General features: G+C 62.3%; 24 protein-coding genes. 8 read left to right on the top strand and 16 right to left on the bottom strand.

The features are described 5' to 3' along the window. The first annotated feature begins 65 nt into the window (after positions 1-65). Positions 66-908 carry a XopAW family type III secretion system calcium-binding effector gene (xopAW, locus tag BM321_RS26070; protein WP_092445703.1) on the top strand — a complete coding sequence of 281 codons (843 nt, stop codon included), beginning with the start codon at positions 66-68 and terminating at the stop codon, positions 906-908. A gap of 94 nt (positions 909-1002) precedes the next feature. On the opposite strand, the gene BM321_RS26065 is transcribed toward xopAW, so the two are convergent. The 8 genes from BM321_RS26065 to BM321_RS26030 all read right to left on the bottom strand — a co-directional run bounded on the left by BM321_RS26065 (position 1003) and on the right by BM321_RS26030 (position 7317). Next, the gene (locus BM321_RS26065; protein WP_092445701.1) at positions 1003-2040 is read right to left on the bottom strand and encodes an AI-2E family transporter; all 1038 of its coding nucleotides are present in this window, start codon (positions 2038-2040) and stop codon (positions 1003-1005) included. A gap of 62 nt (positions 2041-2102) precedes the next feature. Then, positions 2103-2921: a DUF4892 domain-containing protein gene (locus BM321_RS26060; RefSeq protein WP_092445699.1), complete on the bottom strand. Its 819-nt coding sequence runs from the start codon at positions 2919-2921 to the stop codon at positions 2103-2105. 129 nt (positions 2922-3050) lie between these two features. Continuing rightward, positions 3051-3902 carry an alpha/beta hydrolase gene (locus BM321_RS26055; RefSeq protein ID WP_092445696.1) on the bottom strand — a complete coding sequence of 284 codons (852 nt, stop codon included), beginning with the start codon at positions 3900-3902 and terminating at the stop codon, positions 3051-3053. Beyond that, positions 3899-4693, bottom strand: coding sequence for an alpha/beta fold hydrolase (locus BM321_RS26050; RefSeq protein WP_092445694.1), 795 nt, complete (start codon positions 4691-4693; stop codon positions 3899-3901). The genes BM321_RS26055 and BM321_RS26050 overlap by 4 nt, the downstream gene beginning before the upstream one ends. Positions 4694-4968: 275 nt before the next feature. Next, a complete protein-coding gene (locus BM321_RS26045) occupies positions 4969-5412 on the bottom strand; it encodes a hotdog fold thioesterase (RefSeq protein WP_092445693.1) in 444 nt (147 codons plus the stop codon). Positions 5413-5464: 52 nt separating this feature from the next. Beyond that, on the bottom strand, positions 5465-5917 hold the full coding sequence (sixA, locus tag BM321_RS26040; protein WP_092445691.1) for a phosphohistidine phosphatase SixA: 453 nt from the start codon (positions 5915-5917) through the stop codon (positions 5465-5467). Then, positions 5914-6261, bottom strand: a complete 348-nt coding sequence (locus BM321_RS26035) for a DUF4389 domain-containing protein (RefSeq protein WP_092445689.1) — start codon at positions 6259-6261, stop codon at positions 5914-5916. The genes sixA and BM321_RS26035 overlap by 4 nt, the downstream gene beginning before the upstream one ends. 30 nt (positions 6262-6291) lie before the next feature. Further along, positions 6292-7317, bottom strand: a complete 1026-nt coding sequence (locus BM321_RS26030) for an NAD(P)H-dependent glycerol-3-phosphate dehydrogenase (protein WP_092445687.1) — start codon at positions 7315-7317, stop codon at positions 6292-6294. Between the two features lie 199 nt (positions 7318-7516). Here BM321_RS26030 and BM321_RS26025 point away from each other — a divergent pair, with 199 nt between their 5' ends. The 5 genes from BM321_RS26025 (at position 7517) to fabB (ending at position 14467) form a co-directional block, all read left to right on the top strand. After that, positions 7517-9640 carry a TonB-dependent receptor plug domain-containing protein gene (locus BM321_RS26025; RefSeq protein WP_092445685.1) on the top strand — a complete coding sequence of 708 codons (2124 nt, stop codon included), beginning with the start codon at positions 7517-7519 and terminating at the stop codon, positions 9638-9640. Further along, positions 9641-10573 (top strand): ABC transporter substrate-binding protein, encoded by a 933-nt coding sequence (locus BM321_RS26020; RefSeq protein ID WP_092445684.1) that lies wholly within the window; start codon positions 9641-9643, stop codon positions 10571-10573. Then, complete coding sequence (locus BM321_RS26015; protein ID WP_092445681.1) at positions 10570-12471, top strand: ATP-binding protein; 1902 nt, start codon at positions 10570-10572, stop codon at positions 12469-12471. The genes BM321_RS26020 and BM321_RS26015 overlap by 4 nt, the downstream gene beginning before the upstream one ends. A gap of 248 nt (positions 12472-12719) precedes the next feature. Beyond that, positions 12720-13235: a 3-hydroxyacyl-[acyl-carrier-protein] dehydratase FabA gene (gene fabA, locus BM321_RS26010; protein ID WP_003204400.1), complete on the top strand. Its 516-nt coding sequence runs from the start codon at positions 12720-12722 to the stop codon at positions 13233-13235. 11 nt (positions 13236-13246) lie between these two features. Then, positions 13247-14467, top strand: coding sequence for a beta-ketoacyl-ACP synthase I (fabB, locus tag BM321_RS26005; RefSeq protein ID WP_092445678.1), 1221 nt, complete (start codon positions 13247-13249; stop codon positions 14465-14467). 192 nt (positions 14468-14659) lie between these two features. Here the strand turns inward: fabB and BM321_RS26000 are convergent, their stop codons facing one another. Together BM321_RS26000 and BM321_RS25995 are read right to left on the bottom strand one after the other, a co-directional pair. Beyond that, positions 14660-15124, bottom strand: coding sequence for a DUF3859 domain-containing protein (locus tag BM321_RS26000; protein ID WP_092445676.1), 465 nt, complete (start codon positions 15122-15124; stop codon positions 14660-14662). Between the two features lie 183 nt (positions 15125-15307). Further along, complete coding sequence (locus BM321_RS25995) at positions 15308-16318, bottom strand: amidohydrolase family protein (RefSeq protein WP_092445673.1); 1011 nt, start codon at positions 16316-16318, stop codon at positions 15308-15310. 126 nt (positions 16319-16444) lie between these two features. On the opposite strand from BM321_RS25995, the gene BM321_RS25990 reads away from it, so the two are divergent. Then, entirely contained in the window at positions 16445-17305 is an 861-nt protein-coding gene (locus BM321_RS25990; RefSeq protein ID WP_092445671.1) for a pirin family protein, read from the top strand. Positions 17306-17465: 160 nt separating this feature from the next. Here BM321_RS25990 and BM321_RS25985 read toward each other — a convergent pair whose 3' ends face one another. The 4 genes from BM321_RS25985 to BM321_RS25970 form a co-directional block, all read right to left on the bottom strand. Beyond that, a complete protein-coding gene (locus tag BM321_RS25985) occupies positions 17466-18194 on the bottom strand; it encodes a dienelactone hydrolase family protein (protein ID WP_092328351.1) in 729 nt (242 codons plus the stop codon). Positions 18195-18340: 146 nt separating this feature from the next. Continuing rightward, entirely contained in the window at positions 18341-20245 is a 1905-nt protein-coding gene (htpG, locus tag BM321_RS25980; protein ID WP_060743152.1) for a molecular chaperone HtpG, read from the bottom strand. An 87-nt stretch (positions 20246-20332) separates the two neighbouring features. Further along, the gene (locus tag BM321_RS25975) at positions 20333-20794 is read right to left on the bottom strand and encodes a PaaI family thioesterase (RefSeq protein WP_092445669.1); all 462 of its coding nucleotides are present in this window, start codon (positions 20792-20794) and stop codon (positions 20333-20335) included. Continuing rightward, a complete protein-coding gene (locus BM321_RS25970; RefSeq protein ID WP_092445724.1) occupies positions 20791-21267 on the bottom strand; it encodes a PaaI family thioesterase in 477 nt (158 codons plus the stop codon). The genes BM321_RS25975 and BM321_RS25970 overlap by 4 nt, the downstream gene beginning before the upstream one ends. Before the next feature lie 158 nt (positions 21268-21425). On the opposite strand from BM321_RS25970, the gene BM321_RS25965 reads away from it, so the two are divergent. Continuing rightward, complete coding sequence (locus BM321_RS25965) at positions 21426-21677, top strand: hypothetical protein (protein WP_060741163.1); 252 nt, start codon at positions 21426-21428, stop codon at positions 21675-21677. Between the two features lie 70 nt (positions 21678-21747). Here the strand turns inward: BM321_RS25965 and BM321_RS25960 are convergent, their stop codons facing one another. Further along, positions 21748-22485: a DUF599 domain-containing protein gene (locus tag BM321_RS25960; RefSeq protein WP_092328354.1), complete on the bottom strand. Its 738-nt coding sequence runs from the start codon at positions 22483-22485 to the stop codon at positions 21748-21750. 276 nt (positions 22486-22761) lie between these two features. Beyond that, a complete protein-coding gene (gene brnQ / locus BM321_RS25955; RefSeq protein WP_092445667.1) occupies positions 22762-24075 on the bottom strand; it encodes a branched-chain amino acid transport system II carrier protein in 1314 nt (437 codons plus the stop codon). Positions 24076-24470 lie beyond the last annotated feature (395 nt).

Genomic DNA, 24470 nt, shown 5'->3' with positions numbered 1-24470 from the left:
ACTGCCCCACCGAGGCTGCATAAGCCGGTGCACCCACCGGCTATTCCAGCCCAAGGAGAGCGCCCATGATCGGTAGCGTCAGCAGTTACTCGACCTATACCAGCACCAGCAGTACCGCAACCAGCAGTGCCCGCAGCCAGCAGTTTCAAAAGGAACTGCTCAGCAAGCTCGACAGTGACGGCGACGGCTCGGTCAATCAGGAAGAGTTGAGCAGCGCCCTGTCGCAAAAAAGCGACGACGGCATCCTGGTCAGCCTGAGCGACAATTTTGGCGACCTGGACAGTGATGGCAGCGGAGACCTGAGCAGCGAGGAAATGGCCGCGATGGCGCCGCCACCTCCACCGCCACGGGACCAGGCGCCGAATACCGAACTGGCCGACGCACTGCTCAGCGCCCTGGACGCTGACGGTGATGGCGTGGTCAGCAGCGACGAGTTGAGCAGCGGCCTGGCCAGCGCCGGCAGCAGTGCCGACAGCCAGCAAGTGTTCTCGGCCCTGGACAAGAACGAGGACGGCACCGTCAGCCTTGATGAACTGGCCGCCAGCCTCGCGCCACCACCTCCCCCACCGCAACAGGCGTCCAGTGAAGAACTGTTCAGCCAGCTCGACGCCGATGGTGACGCCACTGTCACCGCCAGCGAACTGAGCAGCGCCTTGCAGGCCAGCAACGGTACGTCCACAAGCACCGACACCAACGCGATGCTGATGGAAGCCCTCGACAGCGACAACAGCGGCGGGGTCGACAGCGACGAGTTCAACGACGCCTTGCAGGCCGGCCGCCGTAGCGACAGCACCAGCGGGCAGGCCAATGGCAGCGAAGCGTTGAACAGAATGATCGCCAACCTCAGCCGGCAATACTCGCTGGATAACGTCGCGACGGTGGGGAAACACCTGAACGTGGCGACCTGATTCACCGGCAAGCCTGGATTGAAACTCACTTGTGGCGAGGGGATGAATCCCCTCGCCACGGCAATCCCCCCGCCACAGGTGCTTGGTATTCAAGCTATCGCGCCTGGCTCTTGCTCCAGTCCGTCAACAGGCTGTACGCCACCGCCAACAGGGTCGGGCCGATGAACAGGCCGATGAAACCGAAGGCGATCAACCCGCCGAACACCCCCAGCAACACGATGACCAGGGGCAGGTTTCCGCCACGGCTGATCAGGTAGGGTTTGAGCACGTTGTCCACGCCACTGATGATGAAGGTGCCCCAGATGCCGAGGAACACCGCCATCCCGTATTCCCCCTTCCACACCAGCCATGCCGTGGCCGGGATCCAGACCAGGGGTGGCCCCATGGGGATCAGGCTCAGCAGGAACGTGGCGATCCCCAGTACCAGCGCCCCCGGCACCCCGGCGATCAGGAAGCCGATCAGCGCCAGCACGGCCTGGGCCGCCGCGGTGCCGATCACGCCGTTGACCACCCGCTGCACTGTGCCGGCCACCAGTTCGATGTAGTAACCGGCACGGTCGCCGATCAGACGCTCCAGCAAGCCATGGACGAACGCCGCCAGGCGCGGGCCGTCGCGATAGAAAAAGAACACGAACACAATACTCAGGGTCAGTTCGAGTATGCCGCCGCCAATCTGCGCACTGCGCGCCAACAGCCAGTTGCCGACCTGCCCCAGGTACGGCTTGATGGACACCATCATGGCCGCGCCCTGCTGATCGATGCTGTTCCAGATGCCCACCAGCCGCCCGCCCACCAAGGGGATAGCGGCAAGCCAGTCAGGGGCTTCGGGCAAGCCATCGACTTGGACATCCCGGACGAACGCGGTGGCATCGCGCACATGGTCGGCCAGGTTGAAACCCAACCACACCAGCGGCACCGCCACCAACAGCATCCAGCCCACCGTCAGTAACGCCGCCGCCAGGGATTCGCGACCCTTGACCCAGCGGGTCAGCAGGCGCATCAACGGCCAGCTGGCGAACGCCAGCACCGCGCCCCAGAACAGCGCCGACCAGAACGGCGCCATGACCCAGAGGCTCGCGCCGAACAACACCAGAAGCAGGATCTGCACCAACAGCCGATCGTTATTGAGCATGTAGGGTCTCGAAAAATGAACAGGACCGGGGCACGGCTGTGAAACCACTGCCCCGAGACAGCTTAGCGCAGCAACTCCAGGTGCAATCCCGCCGCCTCGCCGCTGGCGGCCTCCATGCGCGCCGCCCGGACGCCCTGGCCCGCCAGCGCCTCGAGCCAGTCCTCGGCCCGGGGACCGGCGATACTGACCCGCAGGCCCGTGTCCAGGTTCAACGCCCGGGACAACAGGCGCAACCAGGTGTCGTCCGGCTCGCCGGCAAGACGCGGCAAGTCCAGGCCCCCGGTGTCCTTGAGCTGGCGCAACAGGGCGGCCGATGTCGGCAGCAAGTCCCCCAACGCAGCATTCGCCTCGAACTGCTCGACATGCAGGTAGGCCTTGCGATTGCCGCGGGTGATGGCATACAGCGCAATCAGCGTGTTGTCCGCGGGCGGCGCCAGGCGCAGCAGCAGGAAGGCCTGGCCGTTGTCGGCGCCATAGAGCTTGGCATTGCCGAAGACGTCGTTGGCCCACAGGCTGCTTTCGCCGCAATCGCGGGCCTGGCACCAGAACAACAGCTCGGCGCCCTGTTTCTGCAAGGCTTCGCGCGCTGCGGTAAAGGCCTGGGTCGCGGTATGTTCCGGCGGCAGCTCATAGGTGACCGACGTGACATTCCCACGGGCATCGACTTGGCCGTCAAAGCGCAACTGGCCGCTGATCTTGCGGATCGAGCCCATGGGGTAGACACGTTCCAGGTCGCTGGTTTGCCGATAATCGACGATCTGTGCATCGGGCATGCGCGGCACGCGCTCCAGGTCGCGGCTGCCCGGCACATCGACGGCGAACGACGCCGAACTGAAGCAGGCCAGCACCAGCAGGACGAGTAAGTGAACGGATAATTTCATCGGATCGGCTTGGCCTGGGACACGTGGACGCGACGGGCGTCGCCGATGCACCGCGAGGCTGGCAAACAGAGGTCTGTCATGGTTGTCTCCCTTTCAACCCGCCCAGCCTCGACAGTTGCCCGGCGCAAGTCAAGGAACAGTGAAGAACCGATTGAAACAGTCTGCTACAAGCCCGGCACCGACCTCATCGTTAAGGTGCAGATGATGGCCGCCCGGCAACTGCTCATGACTGAAGGGTAGACGCTCCAACAGCTCCGGGTGCTGGGCAAGCATGCCGTCGGCCGCCACCACCAGATGCGCCGGACAAGCGACCCGCGCAACGAACGCCATGGCCTGCTCCTCGGTCAGGCGCAGGGGCGATGGCAGGGTCAGGCGGTTGTCGGTGCGCCAGGTATAGCCCCCGGGCACCGGCATCAGGCCGCGCTGGGCCAGTAACTCGGCGGCCTCGCGGCTGACCGCTACCAGCCCCTTCATACGCGCTTCGATGGCTCGGTCGAGGGTTTTGTAGACCGGCTTGCGTTTTTGCTGCAAATCCAACTGGGCTTGCAGGGCCATGCCCATGCGTTCGGCCGCGTTATCGCCTTTGGCTGTAGGAGGAATCACCCCGTCGATCAACCCCAGGTGCGTCACCCGTTCCGGCAGGGAACCGGCCAGCACCAGCGAGACAATGGCGCCCATGGAATGCCCCAGCAAGGCGAAGCGCCTCAAGCCCAGTTGTTCGGCCACTTGCAGCACATCATGGACGTAGTCCCACAAGGCATAGCTGGCGCCCGGCGGTCGATGCCCGGAATGACCGTGACCGGCCATGTCCAGGGCGATCACCCGCAGCCCCGCGAGCCTGGGCGCCAGGCGGGCGAAGCTGTTGGCGTTGTCCAGCCAACCGTGCAGGGCAATCACCGGCAGCCCGTCTTCCGGGCCGAACAAGTGAGCCGCCAGCTCGATGTGAGGCAGGCTCAGGCGGACCTCCTCGACCCCACTCATGCGCTGCGCCCTTCCCAACGCTGGAACAGGTTCTTGAGCAGGTTGGCCGTGTCTTGCGGGCGTTCGAGGGGAAACATATGGCCGCCGGGCATGCTCAGGGATTCGCCATGGCGCATACGCCCCACCGAACGGGTGTGATGCCGCATCACCACGCGACTCTGCCGGCCGCGCACCACCGCCAGCGGCACCTTGAGCTTACGGGGCCGTCCTGGGCTGGTATGCGGCACGCCGCGGTAGATGCTGATTTCCGTGGCCGGGTCGAAGCGCAGGCGCAACCGGTCGCCGACTTGTTGCAGGCCGTGTTGCAGGTAGGCGTCGAAGCAATCCGGGTCAAAGCCGCGAAACAGTGTCTTGCCGGCAAAATACTGCCGGGCGGATTCCAGGTCAGCGAACTCCTCACGCCGGCCCAGCGTCCGGCCTGCCGGGGTCAGGCGATCGATGAACCCCAGGCGCTTGGCGGCCAGGATCACCCACTGGTCGGTACGGGTCAGCACTGGCGAATCGAGCATGACCACGCCGCGATACAACTGCGGGCAGCGCAACGCCGCGTGCAGGTGCAGCACACCGCCCAGGGAGTGGCCAACGCCCCACACCGGCGTCGGTTGCTGCTCCAGGTGATGGATCAGTTCGTCCACCAGGTTGTGCCAGTTATCGTCCACCGGAAAACGCGGGTCATGGCCGTGCAGTTCCAGATGCGCGACCTGGTACTGCGGCGCCAATGCGGCGAACAGCTTGCCGTAAGTGGCCGAGGGAAAACCATTGGCGTGGGCGAAAAAAATCTGTTGCGACATGACAGCCGATCCATTGGGGGAACTGCGGCAGATTGTCCGCAGAACCCGACGGCGCGGCAATGACCGTAACTGACAGGAATGATGACAGTCGGGCTTGGGCTATGGGGGTTATGGAACTGTAAATACTGCCCGATGTGGCGAGGGAATTGTGTGGGAGCAAGGCTTGCCCGCGACACAGGCGACTCGCTTTTTGAAAGACCACATCGCCGCTATCGCGGGCAAGCCTTGCTCCCACAGGGGATCCCCTAACCACAGGATTGCAACCAGCTAGAGCGTCAACGCGCCGGCGGCTGCTCACCCAACGGCACCACCGCCATGGTCAGGCGCGACACGCAGTTGACCTTGCCCTCGTCGTTGACGAGGCGGATGTCCCAGACCTGGGTGGTGCGCCCCAGGTGGACCACCCGGGCCGTGGCGGTCACCCGTCCACTGCGCACGCCGCGCAGGTGGTTGGCGTTGATCTCCAGGCCCACGCAATAGAACTTGCTGGTGTCCACGCAGAGATAGGCAGCCATGGAGCCGACCGTTTCGGCCAGCACCACCGAAGCACCGCCATGCAGCAGGCCGAACGGCTGATGGGTGCGCTGATCGACCACCATGCTGGCGGTCAGGGATTCATCGTCGAAGGACTCGAACCGAATGTCCAGCACTTCGCTGATGGTGTTTTTACCGGCGGCGTTCAGTTTCTCGATGTCGGGGGTGGTGCGCCACAGACTCATCGTTGCCCTTCCTGTGTGATTGTTGTCTTGCCCAATCCTGCAACCGCTCTATTCAGGGGTGCCTGATGCCCTTGAGCACCATCGCCCCGGCCAGCGGCATATCGCCTTCCAGCTCGGCCAGGCCGGCGGTTTGCACTTGCTCGGGTTGTTGCAGATGGCCGTGCTGCAACAACCCCAGCAGGCTGCCCACCAATGGGTTATGGCTGACCAGCAGCACATCGTCCTGGTCCTCCAGATGCCTTAGCACCTCCGTCGGTCGGGTCTCCGGCGTGAGCCAATCGACGGTGATCAGTTCAGGTTCGAACCCCAGAGCTTCGCGCACCAGTTGCGCGGTCTGCTGGGCCCGCACATAAGGGCTGGCGAAGATGGCCCGCAACGGCTCGCCCATCAACCGGCCGGCGCTGAGCAACACCTCCTCGCGGCCGTGCACCGTCAAGACCCGTTCCGGATCGGGACGGACACCATGGGGCTCTGCCTCACCGTGACGCAATACCCACAGTTTCATAGCTTCGGCTCCTCGTCCCGGACGGGATGTGGTGCCGGTGCCACGGTGTGTGGCGCTTCGCCTTCCGGCGTGCGCGGGGTCGGCCAGTCGGCGAACGGCCAAGGCTTCTGGTCGCTGTGGAAGGTGCCGAAGCGGCCGATCTGCGCCAGGAACTGGCTCAGGCTGTCGCCGAAATTCATCAGGCTGACGCTGGGCGCGCCGTAGATCAGCCGATAAATCAATTGCACCAACACCACGGCGCCGAGGATGAATTGCGCCACCTGCCAGACCAGCAGATAAACCACCATCCACAGCACACGCAGCAGGATGGATTCGTATTGGGGTTGCCCTTGCGGATCGTTCATGGCTCGCTCCTGCTTGCGGTCAATAGCGGTTCAGTTGAAACCGCTGGTGGAAATGAAATCGACGTCGGTCTTCGGTTCGCCACGCATCAACAGCTCGATCACCTGCTCAAGCGTGCGCCCTTCGAACAGAATCGCGTGCAGCCCGGCGACCAGCGGCATATACACCCCCGCCTCCTGGGACTTGGCCTTGAGCACCTTGAGGGTGTTGACCCCTTCGGCCACTTCACCCAGGCGCGACACGGCCTCGTCAAGGCTCAAGCCTTGGCCGAGGGCAAAACCGACTTGGTAGTTGCGGCTCTTGGGCGAGGAACAGGTGACGATCAGGTCGCCCACCCCGGCCAATCCCAGGAAGGTCATCGGATTGGCCCCCTGGCTGACGGCGAAGCGGGTCATTTCCGCCAGCGCGCGAGTGATCAGCATGCTCTTGGTGTTCTCCCCCATGCCCAGCGCCACCGCCATGCCGGCGATGATGGCATAGACGTTTTTCAGCGCCCCGCCCAGCTCCACCCCGAAACGGTCGGCGCTGGCGTAGACCCGAAAGGTGCGGCCATGGAGTGCGGCCTGGACCCGTTGGCACAGCGCTTCGTCCTCGCTGGCGACCACGGTGGCGGTCAAGGCGTGCTCGGCGATTTCCCGCGCCAGATTCGGCCCGGAAATCACACCGATCCGCGCCTTGGGGGCGATTTCTTCGAGAATCTCGCTCATCAGCTTGAAGGTCTGGGCTTCGATGCCCTTGGTCAGGCTCACCAACAACTTGCCGCTCAAGCGCTCGGCATGGGCCGCCAGCACCGAGCGCAAGGCACTGGACGGCAAGGCGACGAAGAACAGGTCGCTGCCCTCCAGGGTGGCCTGCAAGTCAGTCACCGGAACCACTTCCGGACGGATCTTGATGCCCTTGAGGTAACGCGGGTTCTCGCGGTTGACCCGGATGGCCTCGGCCTGTTCCCGGTCACGCATCCACTGGCGCACCAGGTGACCGTTCTCGGCCAGCAGGTTAGCCACGGCGGTACCGAAACTCCCACCCCCCAGGACCGCAATCGGGCGCTGTTCAGTCATATGCAATCCGTTCATCCATACCAAGTGGCAATGCGGGGCATTATACGGAGCGGCCGGATGGCGACCAGCCCCGGCAACAATTACCGCCAGCTGTAGGAAGCTGACCATTAATTCCTAGGAAAATGCTGTCAACGTGAATGGAAAAGTCGTTCAGCTCAGTTAACATGCCCGTCATCCACCCATTCCCATAGGCTGTGCCGTGTCCGTTGGCCCTTCCCGCTCAGGTTCGTCCCTGCTATTGGCACTGATCATCAGCCCGCCAGTGCTGGCCGACGACTTGTTCGTGGACAGCCAGCCCATGCCCCAGGTGTTGACGGCCACGCGCCTGAAGCAATCGCCAGCGGCGGTGCCGGGCAGCATGACCGTGCTCGACAGCGAGTTGATCAAGGCCAGCGGCGCCCGGGACATCAGCGAACTGCTGCGCCTGGTGCCAGGCATGATGGTCGGCAACATCACAGGCAACCAGGCGGCCGTGAACTACCATGGCACCAATGCCAGCGAAGCCCGGCGCATGCAAGTGCTGATCGACGGCCGCTCGGTGTACCGCGCTGGCCTGGCCACGGTGGACTGGAGCGATATTCCGGTGGCCATGGAAGACATCGAGCGGATCGAAGTCTTCCGCGGCCCCAACACCGTCAGTTATGGCGCCAACGCGCTGATGGCGGTGGTCAACATCATCACCCGCGCCCCGGCCGACAGCCACGGCACCCGGTTGAAAATCACCCGGGGCCAGCGTGGCATCAGTGACTGGTACGCCAGCCAGGGCAGCGGCTGGGAAGGCGGCGACCTGCGGCTGTCGCTGTCCGGCCAGGAAGACGATGGCTTTGACAGCGACCGCAACGGCGCCGACTACCGCGACAGCCGCCGCCTGAACCGCTTCAACCTGTCCGTCAGCCAGGCCCTGGACGAACGGCAGAGCATCGACTGGCAATTGAACGCCAAGGATGGGACCAACCAGCGGCCTTATACCTACCATCCCGTGTTTGCCGGGATTACCGCCGCTGGGGATAACTCCGACGTCATCGCCAAGGACTACGCCGGCTCAGTGCGTTGGAACCTGGACCTGGACCCCGATCACAGCCTTTATGTACAGGGCTCGATCCAACACTGGGATCGCCAGCAGACCTGGCGCGCCTGTGACGCCGAGGTGTCCTTCAGCCCGCAACTGACCGACCTGTGGCAGCTCAATCCCAACTATGCCGAGAAGCTGGCGCGCAATATCTCCAACTACACCAGCACCGGCGCGCCAACCGGCACGCCACAGGAACAGGCGTTGGCCAATCAGGTACTCGACCAGTGGCGCAATGGCGCCTCGCAAACCCTGTGCGGCGATATCGACCAGAGCGCCCGGGAATCGCGCTACGACCTGGAGATCCAGGACACCCTGAGCCTGTCCGACAGCCTGCGACTGGTCACCGGGGCCAACTATCGCTACGACCGGGCCGACTCGGAGACGTACTTCAACGGTACCCTGGACGACACCACCTGGCGCCTGTTCGGCCAGCTCGAATGGCGGGCCACCGAGCATTGGCTGTTGCAGGGCGGCGCGATGTTCGAAGACACCCGCCTGACCGGCAGCTCGCTGACTCCGCGGATTGCCGTCAATTACCTGATCACTCCACGCCATGGCCTGCGGGCGGTGTACTCCGAAGCCGTGCGCTCGCCGGACATGTTCGAGAACAACGTCAACTGGAGCTATCAGGTCACCAACCTGCAACCCGCCGCCTTCGGCCAGAACAGTGCTCGTTACTTTGTCCAGACCCGCGGCCCGGGCAACCTGGAACAGGAACACATGCGCTCCCGGGAACTGGGCTACAACGGCTACTTCGTGGACCTGGGCCTGGCGGTCGATGTGAAACTGTTCCATGACGAAATCACCGGCATGATCAGCGAGCCGCTGCGCAACAATCAGTACATTGCCAGCAACTCCAACGAATCACAGTTCTCCGGGGTCGAGACCCAGTTCGACTGGCGCATGACCAGCGCCGACCGCCTGCGCCTGACCTATGCCTATGTCGACGCCCAGGCCAGCAACCCCCTCGACGAACAACTGACCGCCCGCAACAGCGGCTCGGCCGGCTGGCTGAGGGACTGGGGCCAAGGCTGGAACAGCGCGCTGTTCTATTACGCCGCCGACGATCTCAACGGCTATCGCTTCGAACGGGTGGACACCCGCATCGCCCGGCGCATTCCCCTGGGCAAGGCCAGCCTGGAACTGGCGGGCGTCCTGCAGCAGCGCCTGGACAACCAGCCCATGACCTTCGTCGACAACCGCTACGACGCCCGCCATGTCGTGTACTTCAGCGCGGAGTTGTCGTTCTAGATGCCCCGGCACCTCCCCCGCAAGATGCCATTTCATGGCCGCCTGACGCTGGCCCTGTGCCTGGTGTTTGCCGGGTGGCTGACAACCCTCCAAGCCCGGGCCGCCGAAATCCTGTTGACCGGCGCCGAGGACAGCCCCGGCGTGCAGTCTTTCACCCAGGCCCTCAAAGCCCTGCGCCCCGAAGACAGCGTGCGGTTTGCGCCGCTGGCCAACCTGCCGACGCCGGATAAGTTGCCGGATAATGTCCGCCTGGTTCTGCTTGACCTGCCCAGCCTGGAATGGCGCCTGCAAGACGCCCGGGGCCCGGCCACCCTGGTCCTGCGCATCAGCCGCCAGCAAGCCCGCGATCGCCTGGGCGAGGCCACGCCCGCGCATCTGAGCCTGCTGTGGAGCGATCCACCGATGGCCCGGCAATTGCGGCTGATCCGCACCATCCTGCCGCAAGTGCGACAGGTCGGCGTGCTGTACGACGCCCACAGTGAATTCCTGCTCAAGGACATCCGCCTGGCCGCGGCACCGCTGGGCCTGGTGATCGTCAGCGAACGCTGGGACGACACCAGCGACAGCCGTCCCCTGCAAAACCTGCTGGGCCAGAGCGACGTGCTGCTGGGCATCGATGACCCCGACTTGTACAACCCCAAGACCGTGAAGAACCTGTTGCTCAGCAGCTATGCCCGGCAACGTGCGCTGATCGGGCCCAGCGCGGCATTCGTCAAGGCCGGCAGCCTGGCCAGCACCTACAGCGACCAGCAAGACTGGCTGGCGATTCTCGACGAGCTGCTCGACCGCCCCGCCACGACCTGGCCGCGCACGCTGTATCCGGACCGCTTCAAAGTCCTGGGCAACCGGCAGGTCTCCCGCTCGCTGGGGATCGAACCGATTGACGCCGAATCCGTCGCGGCAACGTTGGCCGAAGGAGAACACCGCCCATGACCTTGCGTCGTCGTTGGGACATCAATACCCGCACCCAGCTCATCGCCCTCGGTCCGGCGTTGCTGCTGACCGTGCTGCTGATCAGCTTCTTTACCTTCGTGCGAATCCAGGACTTGCGCCAGGAGCTCAATCACACCGGGCAACTGATCGCCAACCAACTGGCCCCCGCCACGGAGTACGGGGTGATTTCCGGCAACAACGAGGTGCTGGAAAGCCTGCTCACCGCGACCCTGGCGACCCCGCACGTGCGCTTCCTGGAGGTCCAGGACAGCACCGACAAGGTCCTGGTGTACGTCGAACAACCCGAGCAGGTCCACAGCCGTGCCCAACAGATCGAAGTCTTCCAGGCCCCGGTGCGCCTGCAGCGCATTGCCCTGAACAATGATTTCCTGCAAGGCAACAGCACCGCCATCGAGGCACCTGGCGAAGATTACCTGGGCCGCGTGATCGTCGGCATGTCCAGTGACGCCTTCAGCCAACGGCAGCAGGAAATCCTGCTCAAGGCCGCGATCCTGGCACTGTTCGCCCTGCTGTTCACCTTCCTGGTGGCGCGCCGGCTGGCGACCAACCTGTCCCGGCCGATCCGCGACATCGGCAACGCGGTCAAGGCCATCCAGCAAGGCGACTACAGCACCCCCCTGCCCGTCGTCGATGATGCCGAACTGGGGGCCTTGTCGCGGCACATCAACAATCTGGCCAACGGCTTGGAACAAGCCAGCCGCGAACAGCACCAGGCCATGGCGCAGTTGATCAAGACCCGCGAGGAAGCGGAAAAAGCCAACAGCGCCAAGTCCGAGTTCCTCGCGATGATGAGCCATGAACTGCGCACGCCCATGAACGGCGTACTGGGCATGCTGCAACTGCTGGAAACCACTCGCATGACCGACGAACAGCACGAGTACACGGCGCTGGCGTCGGAATCCACCGAGCACCTGCTGAAGGTGATCAACGACATCCTCGACTTCTCGCGCATCGAACGCTCGGCCCTGGAACTGGAACATATCCCGTTCAACCTGGCCGAACTGGTGGGCAGTTGCGCGCAGTCGTTCCAGCACAGCGCCGCGCAGCGCAAGCTGGGCCTGGACCTGCTGGTCCCGGACGACATGCAGGCCTTGCAGGTGCAGGGCGATCCGACGCGGATACGGCAGATCCTGGTGAACCTGATCGGCAACGCGCTGAAATTCACCGAGCAAGGCCGCGTCACCGTGCAATGCCAGTGGCAGGCCCTGGACCACGAACTGCTGTGGTTCACCTGCACGGTGCGCGACAGCGGCATTGGTATCCCCGCCGAGAGCCTGGAGCGCATGTTCGACGCCTTCCAGCAGGCCGACAGTTCGATTTCCCGGCGCTACGGCGGCACTGGCCTGGGCCTGCCGATCGCCCGCACTCTGGCCGAACGCATGGGCGGGACGCTGCGGGCCCAGAGCGAAGAAGGCCAGGGCTCGGTGTTCACCCTCGAGATCCCGCTGGCCCTGTCGCGCCAGGCGCCACCGACCCTGGCACCGCGCCTGCCCACCGGTAGCGGCGATGGCGAAGGCCGCAACGTGTTGCTGGTGGAAGACAATCCGGTCAACCAGACGGTGATCGAAGCCATGCTGCGCAGCCTGGGTTTCACCGTCAGCGTCGCCACCGATGGCGCCCAGGCCGTACGCAGCGCCGAAAGCCTGATCTTCGAAGCGATCCTCATGGATTGCCGCTTGCCCATCATCGATGGCTACGAAGCCACCCGGCAGATCCGTCAGTTGCCGGGCTGCGGTGAGGTGCCGATCATCGCCCTGACGGCCAACGCCTTGCAGGGCGATCGCGAAGCCTGCCTCGCGGCGGGCATGAACGATTACCTGGCCAAGCCGTTCAAAAGGAACGACCTGCAGCAGATTCTGCAGCGCTGGGTGAATTAGAACCGCTCACCAGACCATCTGTGACTGGCGTGAAAGGCGAAAGTGCGGCAGTCTTAGGCACCCGAACAAGCCTCGATCGGGGCTTGAATAAAAATTTCAGTGCACAGGTGTACATTCATTTCCCGTGTGCTGTGACTTTCACTACAACGCAATAGTCTATGAGTAGGCTGTCGATTCGAGGCATGAACGCTTCGATCGGCCGGGAAGATTTGCCCCACCCTGCCGCATGGGACTATTGAGGAGCTCGCATGACCAAACAAAACGCCTTTACCCGGGAAGACCTGCTGCGCTGCAGTCGCGGTGAGCTGTTCGGCCCAGGTAACGCGCAACTGCCCGCCCCGAACATGCTGATGGTGGATCGCATCACCCATATCAGCGAAGAGGGTGGCAAGTATGGCAAAGGTGAATTGGTCGCCGAACTGGATATCACTCCGGACCTGTGGTTCTTCGCCTGCCACTTCGAAGGTGACCCGGTGATGCCGGGCTGCCTGGGCCTGGACGCCATGTGGCAACTGGTCGGTTTCTTCCTCGGCTGGCAAGGCCTTCCGGGCCGCGGTCGCGCCCTGGGTTCGGGCGAAGTGAAGTTCTTTGGTCAGGTCCTGCCGACCGCCAAGAAAATCACCTATAACATTCATATCAAACGCGTCCTCAAGGGCAAGCTGAACATGGCCATTGCCGATGGTTCGGTTGCCGTGGACGGTCGCGAGATCTATACCGCCGAAGGCCTCCGGGTCGGCGTTTTCACCTCCACTGACAACTTCTAAGGGTTATCCGCATGCGCCGCGTCGTTATCACTGGTCTGGGCATCGTTTCGTGCCTGGGCAATGACAAAGAGACCGTCTCCGCTAACCTGCGTGCAAGTCGCCCTGGCATCCGGTTCAACCCGGAATACGCCGAAATGGGTCTGCGTAGCCAGGTTTCCGGCTCCATTGACCTCAATCTCGAAGAACTGATCGATCGCAAGATCTACCGTTTCGTCGGCCATGCGGCGGCCTACGCCTACCTGGCCATGAAAGACGCCATCGCTGACTCCGGCCTGACCGAAGAGCAAGTGTCCAACGTGCGTACCGGCCTGATCGCCGGTTCCGGCGGCGCCTCGACCCTGAACCAGATGGAAGCGCTGGACATCCTGCGCGAAAAAGGCGTCAAGCGCGTTGGCCCCTACCGCGTCACGCGGACCATGGGCAGCACCGTTTCGGCCTGCCTGGCTACCCCCTTCAAGATCAAGGGCATCAACTACTCGATCTCCTCCGCCTGCGCCACCAGTGCTCACTGCATCGGGAACGCGGTCGAGCAGATCCAGTTGGGCAAGCAGGACATCGTGTTCGCCGGCGGCGGTGAAGAAGAACATTGGAGCCAGTCGTTCCTGTTCGACGCCATGGGCGCCTTGTCCAGCAAGCGCAACGACACGCCGGAAAAAGCTTCCCGCGCCTACGATGCCGACCGTGACGGCTTCGTCATCGCCGGCGGTGGTGGCATGGTCGTGGTCGAGGAGCTGGAACACGCCTTGGCCCGTGGCGCGAAGATCTACGCGGAAATCGTCGGCTACGGCGCGACTTCCGACGGCTACGACATGGTCGCGCCAAGCGGTGAAGGTGCCGTGCGCTGCATGCAGATGGCCATGGCCACCGTCGATGCACCGATCGACTACCTGAACACCCACGGCACCTCGACCCCAGTGGGCGACGTGATGGAAATGAAAGGCGTACGCGAAGTGTTCGGCGACAAGGCTCCGGCCATCAGCTCCACCAAGAGCCTGTCGGGTCACTCCCTGGGCGCCGCCGGCGTTCACGAAGCGATCTACTGCATGCTGATGATGGAAGGCAACTTCATGGCCGGTTCCGCCAACATCGACGAACTGGACCCGGAAGTGGCCGACCTGCCCATCCTGACCAAGACTCGCGAAAACGCCACCATCAATACCGTGATGAGCAACAGCTTCGGCTTCGGTGGCACCAACGCCACCCTGGTGATGAAGCGCTGGCAGGGCAAGTAAGCCCCGCCGCTACGCCACACACAAAAACGCCCCGACTGGTTCGGGGCGTTTTTTTGCCTGCCAATCCGCCACAGTTCCCTTGTGGGAGCAAGCTTGCTCGCGATTGCAGTGTGTCATACAACAGATAAGTTGACTGGCCTACCGCAATCGCGAGCAAGCTCGCTCCCCCATTGGGTCTGTGGTGAATGGAATTCAGCGCACCACAAACCGCTGCTGCGTCAGCAACCGATCGCCCTGGAACACCATGAACCGCCACTCCCCCGGCACCACTTCGTGGCTTTCGGTGAATTCATAGGCCATGACGTCCTGAGGCGCGCCGGGCACCAGTTTCTGAATGACCTCGAACTTGTCGTGGCGCACGCCATCGGGGGTGCGGACGCCGGGAGTGAAGTACAACAGGGTCAACGGCTGGTCGTCTGCGACCTTGCCCGCCAACTGATAACGCATGCCGAACTTGGTGCCCAGCTTCGCCGGCACGCTTTCGGTCTGGCGGATCTGCTCATTGCTGCGCCGCAGGACCCTCTCTCCCGATTGCAGCTCGGCTTGCGGGCCTTCGAAGACGCCGTATTCCACCGGGCCTTCGACACGGACTTCGGCCTGTGCCAGGCCGCAGGTCAACAACAGCGCGACCAGTGCGCTTGAACGGGTGAGGTGCATAGTGCGCTCCTTGATTGAGATGAGCGCGAGGGTATGACGCCGCAGTGACAGGCTGATGACAAACATGCACAGCGATCATCCCGTGGCGAGGGAGCTTGCTCCCGCTGGGCTGCGCAGCGGCCCCCAGTTCTTGCGGTTGCTGCGCAACCGAACGGGAGCAAGCTCCCTCGCCACACAGCCAATTCAGCGGGCGACGGAACGCGGCAACACCGCCAGGAAATTATCCCGCGCCACCTTCCTGGCGACGTCTTCCGGCAAGGCATCGAGGAACGGATCGAAGCCGTGCAACGTCTTGCCCAACTTGTTGAAACGCCCGACCACATCCGAACCCACCATGAAGCGCTCGGGAAAGCGCTCCACCAGCTTTACCCACTCATCCCGGGGTTTGCCCGCCTCGTCCAGCAAGTACGGCGTGAGCAGGCTCCAGGACAAGTCGATGTACAGATTGGGATAGGCCTCGAGCATGCGGGTCAGGGTCGGCAACAGAAAATCCAGTTGGGTCTGGTGGCGATGGATTTCCATGCTGGTGCCGGCATGGGCCCAGATGAAACGCGTATGCGGGTGGTTGCGCAACGGTTCCTCGATCTCCGCCAGGTACAGGGGATTTCTTTCACGCTTGGAGGTGATGTTGGAATGCAGCATCACCGGCAGGTCATTCTCGGCCGCCAGGTGATAGATCCGGGTCATGGCTTCGTTGTTGGCCCGTGGGGTATCGCCCGAGGTCAGCGCCGTCAGGTCGTCATGGCGGGTGAAGACTTCGCCGATGCCTTGCCACAACCCCGGGTAGAGATCGAGCATGCGCTGGATGTGGGCGGCGGAGTTCTTGTCGTTGGGATTGAAGCCCGACAGGAAAGGATGGAAGTGCTGGCGTTGTTCCTCGGTCAGCTTGCTCACTGCCGCCGCAACGATCACATCGGTGGCGCTGTACCAATAGGCGTCCGCATCGTCACCGGCGTAATACCGCGGGCGCTTGGGCTCGTCTTCATGCCATTTCTTGGCCACCGGAACACCGGAAATCATCACATGCTCGATGCGATTGTCCGCCATCGCCTGGAGCAGCTTGGGCATGCCGGCGGTTTCCTGAAAGAAATCGACATAATGCAGGTGCGCATCGCTGTAGGCATATTCGCGGGCCGCGGCGCCGCCACTCGCAACGACCAGCAGCCAGGCAAAGATCAAACGGGGCAAAGGCACGGGCAGTCTCCAGAAGCCATGAGCAACATAGACCCTCACCGTCGCGCTGCGGTTCAAGGCGCATCTGCCCCGTCCGCCGGCAACGGGTTATGCTTCGCGCAACCGTTGTTCAACCTGGAAGACAACATGACCACGCCCCTGACCGTTCGCCCCCGCGCCGAAGACGTCGAAGGCCAGCCGATTCTTCGCCCGCTGCCGTCCGCCAAATGCCGCAACGTCGGACCTTTCGTGTTTTTCGATCACATGCTGCAAACCACCTACCCGGCTGGCAAAGGCATGAACATCCGCCAGCACCCGCATATCGGCCTGTCCACCCTCACCTACCTGTTCGAAGGCCAACTCCAGCACAAGGACAGCCTGGGTTCCGACCAAGTGGTGGACGCCGGGGATGTCAGCTGGATGACCGCCGGCAGCGCCATCGCCCACGTCGAACGCACCCCCGAGTCACTGCTGGGCAGCCCTTTCGTCATGCACGGGTTGCAAGTCTGGCTGGCCTCGCCCAAAGCCTACGAACAAGGCCCGGGACACTACAGCCATCATCCGGCACAGAGCCTGCCGGTCAGTGAGAACCTGGGGGTCAGCATCCGCATGATCGCCGGGTCAGGCTTTTGCCTGGAATCGCCGGTGCCGGTGCTCTCGCCCACGCTGTATGCCGAACTGCACCTGCAGACCGCGACGACGTTGCTGATTCCCACCGAGCACGAAGAGCGGGCCCTGTATGTGTTGAGCGGCGAGGCGTTACTGGATGGCGAGCCGGTAGAAGCCCATTCCCTGGTGATATTGCCAACAGGGGAAGAGATGACGCTGTTTGCCGACAGCGATTGCCATGCCGTGCTGTTCGGTGGCGCGCCACTGGATGGACCGCGACGGATGAACTGGAACTTCGTCGCCAGCGACCCGGCCCGGATCGACGAAGCCCGACGGCGCTGGGCAGCCGGAGACTGGCCGACCGTGCCCGGGGAAAGCGAGCGGATCGAGTTGCCCTGATTTCAGGGTTGCTTGTCAGGCCGCCATCGCGAGCAAGCTCGCTCCCACATTGGATTTGAGTGATCACAAAATGTGCGTTCACAGCGGATCATTGTGGGAGCGAGCTTGCTCGCGATGGCTTTATGTCAGACAACAAGGGATTCAAATCCAGAACCCGACTTCAGCCCTTGAACACTTCATCCAGCAAGTTATGCATCGACCGGAACGCACGTCCGGCGACCTTGGCGTTGTACATCATCTTGCCCGGCACATTGGCCTGCGGATCGGTGAACGAATGCACCGCCCCGCCGTAGCTCAACAATTGCCAATCCACCCCGGCCGCGTTCATTTCATCTTCGAAAGCCGGTAGTTGCTCTTTCGGCACCAGCGGGTCGGAGGCGCCATGCATCACCAACACCGCGCCCTTGATGTTCTGCGCATCGGCCGGGTTCGGTGTATCCAGGGTGCCGTGGAAGGAGATCGCCGCCTTCAGCGGGGCGCCACTGCGAGCCAATTCCAAAGAGCAGCAACCCCCGAAGCAGAAGCCGAACGTGGCCAGTCTCGCGGTGTCAACCTGTGCATCACCCTGGCTCTGCAGTTGTTCGAACGCGGCCTGCATGCGCTTGCGCAACAAGGCCCGGTCGTTCTTGAGGGGCATCATCGCCGCCCCCGCTTCATCGGCATTGCTCGGGCGCACCGCCTGCCCGTACAAGTCGGCGATCAACACCACATAACCGTTGGCCGCCACCGACTTGGCGATCTCCTCGGCACCTGCCCCTACGCCCATCCAGTTCGGCGCCATCAGCAAACCCGGGCGCGGGCCCTGCTGGTTGACGTCGAAGGCCAGGCGACCTTCATAACTTTGACCATCGATCTGATAGACCAGCGAACGAACCGTAACCTGACTCATGACAGACTCCTCCTGATGAAACATTCAAGAAGCCCTTGTGGGAGCGAGCTTGCTCGCGATGACGGTAGACCAGTCAACGTATCTGTTGAATGTTGGACCGAAATCGCGAGCAAGCTCGCTCCCACAAGGGACTTTCCTGCGTCAGATTAAGCTGACAGTTCAACCAACAGCTTGTTCAGGCGACGCACATACGCCGCCGGATCCTTCAGGCTGTCGCCGGCCGCCAGGGCCGCCTGGTCGAACAGGATGTGCGACAGATCGCCGAAACGTTCTTCGCTCTGCTCGTTGTCGAGTTTTTCCACCAGCGGGTGGGCCGGATTGAATTCGAAGATCGGCTTGGAGTCCGGGACTTTCTGGCCGCTGGCTTCGAGGATCTGGCGCATCTGCAGGCCCAGGTCCTGCTCACCGATGGCCAGGATCGCCGGAGAATCGGTCAGGCGGTGCGAGACACGCACTTCGCTGACAGCATCGCCCAGGGCCGTCTTGATCCGCTCGACCAGGCCTTCCTTGCTCTTGGCGACTTCTTCGGCGGCTTTCTTGTCTTCTTCCGAATCCAGGTTGCCGAGGTCCAGGTCGCCACGGGCCACGTCGACGAAGCTCTTGCCGTCGAACTCATTGAGGTAGCTCATCAGCCACTCGTCGATCCGGTCGGTCAGCAGCAGCACTTCGATGCCTTTCTTGCGGAAGACTTCCAGGTGCGGGCTGTTCTTGACCTGTGCATACGTTTCACCGGTCAGGTAGTAGATCTTGTCCTGGCCTTCCTTGGCGCGGGCCAGGTAATCGGCCAGGCCAACGATCTGCTCGCCATCGTCACCCTGGGTCGACGCAAAGCGCAGCAGGCCGGCGATTTTCTCTTTGTTGGCGAAGTCCTCGGCCGGGCCTTCTTTCATGACCTGGCCGAAGTTTTTCCAGAAGCTCTTGTACTGCTCGGGCTCGTTCTTCGCCAGTTTTTCCAGCATGTCCAGCACGCGCTTGGTCAGTGCCGACTTCATGGAATCGATGATCGGATCTTTCTGCAGGATTTCCCGCGAAACGTTCAGCGACAAATCGTTGGAATCCACCACGCCCTTGATAAAGCGCAGGTACAGCGGCAGGAACGACTCGGCCTGGTCCATCACGAACACACGCTGCACGTACAGCTTCAGGCCACGTGGCGCTTCGCGCTGGTACAGGTCGAACGGCGCACGGGCCGGCACGTACAGCAGCGAGTTGTATTCCAGCTTGCCTTCGACCTTGTTATGGCTCCAGCTCAGCGGGTTCTCGTAGTCATGGGCGATATGCTTGTAGAACTCCTGGTATTCCTCGTCTTTCACTTCGGTACGCGGACGGGTCCACAGGGCACTGGCGCGGTTGACGGTTTCCCATTCCACTTCAGGCTTTTCTTCGCCTTCGGCAGCGGTGACTTCCTTCGGCAGCTCGATGGGCAGCGCGATATGGTCGGAGTACTTCTTGATGATGTTGCGCAGGCGCCAGCCATCGGCGAACTCGTCTTCACCGGACTTGAGGTGCAGCACGATGCGGGTGCCGCGATCTGCCTTGTCGACGGTGGCGACTTCAAACTCGCCCTCGCCCTTGGACGACCAATGCACGCCTTCGCTCGCAGCGAGGCCGGCACGGCGGCTGAACACTTCGACCTGGTCGGCCACGATGAACGCGGAATAGAAACCGACGCCGAATTGACCGATCAGGTGGGAATCTTTCTTCTGGTCGCCGGACAGGTTCTTCATGAAGTCGGCAGTGCCAGACTTGGCGATGGTGCCCAGGTGCGTGATCACCTCTTCGCGGCTCATGCCGATGCCGTTGTCTTCGAGGGTGACGGTTTTCGCGTCCTTGTCGAAGCTCACACGGATTTTCAGCTCAGCGCCGCCTTCCAGCAGTTCAGGCTTGGAAAGGGCTTCGAAACGTAATTTGTCGACAGCGTCAGAGGCGTTCGAAATCAGCTCGCGAAGGAAAATTTCCTTATTCGAATACAGCGAGTGAATCATCAGGTGCAGCAGTTGCTTCACCTCGGTCTGGAAGCCCAGGGTTTCCTTTTGAGTTTCCACGCTCATGGTCATCAAACTCCAAGTGGATGGTGGTGTCCGCCTCGCTGAGATTGGCGGCGGGATGTCCTCAAGGTGGGGGCAACGCTGATGATTTCAAGGGCGTTCCGGTTTTGAAGGCTCCTGGATCTTGAAATGCGCCCGGGCGGTGGCGATGGGTTCGGCCTCGACATCCTGCCAGGCGGTGATCGCGACATTGGCGACCCGCCGGCCCTGGCGCCAGACCTGGCATTTGGCATAGGTGTCGCGAAACTGCCCGGTGCGCAGGTAATCCAGGGAAAAGTCGATGATCTTTGGCACCCCCGGCGTGGCGGTGGCGATCAACAGATGAACGGCTGCCGCCAATTCCATGAAGCCGGCGATGACTCCGCCGTGGATAGCCGGCAGTAAAGGGTTACCAATGTTGTCTTTGTTGGCCGGCAGGCGAAACACCCAGTCTTCGCCCTGGCGCGTGCATTCGACGCCGATGAGCTGGGCATAGGGGATCGCGGCGAGCAGCAGCGCGTAGTCGCCCTGTTCACAGGCCCGGCGCAGTTGTTCCTGGGTGGTCTCGGTCATGGCTGGCCCACGGCGGTCAACGGACTGGCCTTCCCCATGCCCCTGGCATGCTGGCCCAGGCGCATGAACGTGCCCACCACATGGGCGATGGGTTGCTCGGGGTCGTCCTGATAGGCGAAACCCCGGCTGAAGATCACGTCCGGGGTCACCCGATAGCATTGAGCGAAGCCGTAGACGTCCTTGTGGGGCTCGGCGGCGTGCATGTAGTCGATGCGCAGGTCGAGGGTGGGACAGACTTCGAATTGCGGAAGCACACACAAGGTCGACATGCCGCACGCCGTATCCATCAATGAGGTCAACGCGCCACCATGGATGATGCCCGTCAGGGGATTGCCGACGATTTGCGGGCTGAACGGCAGGATGAGCGTCAGCCCATCACGACTGGCGCTGTGCAACTTCAAGCCCAACACCTGGCAATGCCGCAGGGCCGATAAAAAGCGGGTGGCACGCTCAAAAACGGGATCTTCAGCCATGTCCATCAATGCCCTTGTTTATTTAGAGGCCTGGCAACAGGCGAGTTCGCTAAAGTTCCGCGACCGTGCAAAGTTATATATCTGTAGCAAAAGAGGAACTTAACCCGAGGGGGGTCGCTCAAAAGGCCAGTAGTTATTTCCATAAGGAGAAACACCCCATGCGTAAGACTTTTGCTATTGCCTTGATGTTGGCCGCCTCCCTCGGTCTCGCTGCCTGCGATAAAAAATCCGAGGACAAAGCTCAAGATGCCGCACAACACGCTGAGCAAGCTCAGCAAGACATGAACAAAGCACAGGATAAAGTGAACGACGCGGCGAAAGAAAACGCCGAAGCCGCCAAAGCTCAGTCTGAATCGAACAGCGCCGCCCAGCAGGAACAAGCACCTGCCACCGCGCCTAAAACCAACTGATACGGTTTTAGCTGTAAAAGAAAACCCGCCTGGTGCGGGTTTTCTTTTGCCTGTGATTTGGCGGCGCCTGTCAGGCCGCTTCCTTGCCAACCTCGGGCACTGGTGCTTGCGTGGGGGTATAGACCATCACGTCCAGCACATCGGAATGAAACTCGCGCTGATACAGCACGAACACCACGCCGGCACTCATCAACATGAATAACCAGGGGCTGACGAACCACGCCAACATGGTCATGCCGAAATAATAGGAACGCAGGCCGAAGTTGAATTGGTTGGCCGCCATGGAAATGACTCGCGCCGCCCTTAGGGCAAAGGCCTTGCGCTCCTGCTCCGAGACATGCCGCTCACCGATCATCGGCGCAGAGCCAATCAGGACTGCCGCGAAGTTGTACTGGCGCATGCACCAACTGAAGGTAAAGAACGCATACACGAACACCAGTGCCAGGCACAGCAACTTGACCTCCGCCATGCCCTGGGAAGACTGTTGCACCATGGGGATGTCCGCCAGCAACGACACCGCCCGATCCGACGCCCCGAGCACCGTCAGGATGCCAGCCAGGATGATCAGCGTGCTGGAGGCGAAGAATGAGGCGTTGCGCTCCAGGTTGCCGATCACGCTGGCATCGGCGATGCGGTTCTCACGCAGCAGCATGCGGCGCATCCAGTCTTCTCGGTACAGGTGCATGACACTGGCCAGGCAGGCCGTATCGCGGGCCTTCCAGGTGGCGTAACGGGTGTAGCCCGCCCAGCAGATGATGAACCAGGCGGCGGCAAGCAGATGGATCAGGTTGGCTTGGATGAATGACATTCGATTTCCTGTGTGACGAAAACAAAAGCTGGAGCAATGGTCGCGGTGAACACTGTGGGAGCGAGCTTGCTCGCGATTGCGGTCCATCAGACACATCAATGCTGGCTGATCTGGCGCTATCGCGAGCAAGCTCGCTCCCACAAGGTTGTATGCAAGCCTTTCAAGACACTGCTTCGACGTTAGCCCACGGAAAAAGACACCGTACTCAAAAAAAATGCCCCGTATCGATTGATACGGGGCATTTCGGCTGTGGCCGATGAATCTGCCTGAAGCTGTTTACGCCAGTGCTTCGCTGCGCTTGCCCAGCAGGCGATCACACACCACCGCGACCACCAGAGTCATCACCGAAGGCACCAGCCAGGCCAGGCCCTGTTCGCTCAGCGGCAAGTGGGCCAGTTGCGTCGGCATCCAGTCCGCCAGGCCGGCGCCCTTGAGCGCATCGATCAGACCAAACAGGAACGACACCAGCATCACCGGGCCAACGATGCGCCCCTGCTCGTGCCAGAAGTCCCTGCAGAAGCTCAAGGCCACCAGGGCGATGCACGGCGGGTAGATCGCGGTGAGGACCGGAATCGAGAACGCGATCAGCTTGGTCAGGCCCAGGTTGGACACCAGCAGCGAAAAGGCCGCCAGGATCACCACCAGGGTCTTGTAGGACAGCGGCAGGACGCGACTGAAGTACTCGGCGCAGGCGCAGGTCAGGCCGACCGCAGTCACCAGGCACGCCAGGGAAATCAGCACCGCCAGGAAACCGCTGCCCAGGCTGCCGAAGGTGTGTTGCACATAGGCATGCAGCACCGCCGCGCCGTTGGTCGCGCCCATGGCCACTTCATGGCTGCCCGACCCCAGGCGGAACAGGCTGACATAGACCAGCGCCAGGCCCACCCCGGCAATCAGCCCGGCGATGATCGCGTAGCGGGTGATCAAGGCCGGCGACTCGACGCCCCGGGAGCGGATCGCGTTGACGATGACGATCCCGAACACCAATGCGCCCAGGGTATCCATGGTCAGGTAACCATTGATGAAGCCCTGGGAGAACGGCGCCGCCACGTATTCGGGGGTCGCCACGCCGATATCGCCGGCCGGCAAGGCAAACGCGGCGATGCCGAGCACGGCCAGGGCGATGATCTTCAGGGGAGCGAGGAAACGTCCGACGGTGTCCAGCAGCCGGCCCGGGTAGAGCGAGATGAAGAACACCAGCAGGAAATACGCGGCGCTATACAGGAACAGTGCCAGCGGGCTTTCGCCGGTCAATGGCGCCAGGCCGACTTCGAACGAAACGGTAGCGGTACGCGGTGTGGCGAACAACGGGCCAACGGCCAGGTAGCACACCGCCGCCAGCAACCCGCCGGCGACCTTGCCGATGGGGCTGCTCAAGGCGTCCATCGCCCCGCCCACCTTGGCCAGTGCCACGACCGTGATGACCGGCAGCCCGACCGCCGTGATCAAAAAGCCCAGCGCCGCCATCCAGACATGAGGCCCGGACTGCAAACCAACGATAGGCGGGAAGATGATGTTGCCAGCCCCGACGAACAGGGCAAATGTCATGAAACCAAGCGCCAGGATGTCCTGGCCTTTCAACACTTTCATTAAGGAAACCACACTACTGAATCGGAATTTAGAGAGGGATTTCCCCGAGGGTAGAGGGAAATGCTGCCGATCCGTATGGGACCGACCCGTTTAGCGCGGCGCTTCCTTGTGGGCAGCGGTCGCAAAAATGGCTGCTAGCCTAACGAATCTGGCGATAAAACGCACTGTAAAGGGGCGAACTATCCGATGCGCGACGTCCCCGTGTCGCGTTTTTGCATGTAAATGGTTGGCGGGCTGTCATTCCGTCATCGCGAGCAAGCTCGCTCCCACAATGAAATGCGCTCGACTGTGGGAGCGAGCTTGCTCGCGATGAGGCCCTCTCTTGGCGCCATGGACCCAGAAACGACAAAGGCCACCCGAAGGTGGCCTTTGTTGCTGGAACGAAAAGGTCAGCC

Origin of the sequence: Pseudomonas sp. NFIX10 (assembly GCF_900111955.1) — a bacterium.
Taxonomy (GTDB): domain Bacteria; phylum Pseudomonadota; class Gammaproteobacteria; order Pseudomonadales; family Pseudomonadaceae; genus Aquipseudomonas; species Aquipseudomonas fluorescens_AA.
Note: the sequence above shows the minus strand (reverse complement) of the source record. Positions and strands in the feature narration are given on the sequence as shown.